The sequence below is a fragment of the Micromonospora sp. NPDC003776 genome, assembly GCF_053605645.1.
Genome location: NZ_JBSGJR010000907.1, coordinates 1 through 1,596 on the forward strand (window position 1 = coordinate 1; position 1,596 = coordinate 1,596).

1 protein-coding gene and 1 pseudogene are annotated in these 1,596 nt (G+C 77.6%); both read right to left on the reverse strand.

Going from position 1 to position 1,596, the window contains the following annotated elements; all coding sequences use genetic code 11:
• Positions 1 to 548, reverse strand: a pseudogene (locus ACWEVO_RS36280) (aspartate aminotransferase family protein); the annotation flags it as partial.
• Between the two features lie 80 nt (positions 549 to 628).
• Entirely contained in the window at positions 629 to 1,444 is an 816-nt protein-coding gene (locus tag ACWEVO_RS36285) for an ABC transporter ATP-binding protein (RefSeq protein WP_452311907.1), read from the reverse strand.
• Positions 1,445 to 1,596 lie beyond the last annotated feature (152 nt).

The following is a 1,596-nucleotide window of genomic DNA, read 5'->3' on the forward strand; positions in this document are numbered from 1 at the left end:
GTCGCGTGCCGCTCGTCCCCGACGATCACCCGGACCGGTGGGGCCCCGAGCAGCCCCCGCCGTTCCACGTCCCAACCCGCGTCCGCGAGCACCTGGTGCCGGGCGGCGGCGAGGCCGGCGGTGTTGGCCGCCTGGGCGCCGGTGACGAAGCCGACCGATGCGGCCGCCGGGATCCCCAGCAACTCCTTGAGCCAGGAGCCGGCGGCGGCCTCGGCGGCGATGGCCGCCGGTGAGGTGACGGCGTTGAAGGCGAGCTGGTCCCAGCCGGCGGCGAGCATGTCGGCCGCGGTCGCCGCCGGCAGCGCGCCGCCGACCACGAACCCGAAGTAGCGCGGGCCGGCGCTGGCGACGAGGCCGGGCTCGGCTGCGGCGAGCAGGTCCGCCAGCACCTGTTCCGGTGGGCAGGGGGCGGCGGGCAACGGGCCGGCGAAGGCGCCGGCGAGCGCCGCCTGGTCGAGCGGGACCCCGACCGGGCGGTCCGGCAGCGATCGGCGGTAGTCGGCCGCGTGATCGGCGGCCGAGCGGAACAGGCGACTCAGGTCCTCCACCGGGGCACCCTATCCGCCGGAGCCCGGCCGCGACGGCCGCGACGTCCGGCGCCGGTGGCCCGGTCCCGGCCCCGGGGTGGTCACACCCCGGCCTGGGCCGGGCGGACGGGCCGGCGGGCCGCCGGGATCACCAGGGGAGCGCCGGTCTCCGGGTCGGCGAGGACCCGGCAGGGCAGGCCGAACACCTCCTCGATCAGGCCGGCGGTGACGATCCGGCGCGGATCCCCGGCGGCGGCCACCCGGCCGTCGCGCATCGCCACCAGGTGCGTGGCGTACCGGGCGGCCTGGTGCAGGTCGTGCAGCACCGCCACCAGCGTGCGGCCCTGCTCCTCGTGCAGCCGGGCGCAGAGGTCCAGCACCTCGACCTGGTGGGCGATGTCCAGGTAGGTGGTCGGTTCGTCGAGCAGCAGCAGGGGGGTGCGCTGGGCCAGCGCCATGGCGATCCAGACCCGCTGCCGCTGCCCGCCGGAGAGCTCGTCGACCGGGCGGTCGGCGAGTGCGGCGACGCCGGTGTCGGCCATCGCCTCGGCGACCACCCGCTCGTCCTGTGGGGACCACTGCCGCAGCAGCCCCTGGTGCGGGTAGCGGCCCCGAGCGACCAGGTCGGCCACGGTGATGCCGTCCGGGGCGACGGCGGACTGGGGGAGCAGCCCGAGGGTACGGGCGACCTGGCGGGCGGGGCGGCGGTGGATGTCGGCGCCGTCGAGCAGCACGGCGCCCCGGGTGGGCCGCAGCAGCCGGGCGAGGGCGCGCAGCAGGGTCGACTTGCCGCACGCGTTCGGGCCGATGATGACGGTGAACGAGCCGTCCGGGACGGCCACCGTGAGGTCCTCGGCGACGGTGCGCCGGTCGTACGCGAGGGTCAGCGTGTCGCCGACCAGCCGGGCGGGGGACATGGGTGCTCCTGTCTGCGGGGGGACGGTCATCGGCGGCCGCCGCGTTCGCCGGCCAGCAGCCAGGCCAGGTAGCCGCCGCCGAGTACGCCGGTGACCACACCGACGGGCAGCTGGTGGCCCGTGACGGCGTGCTGCGCAAGCTGGTCGGCGGC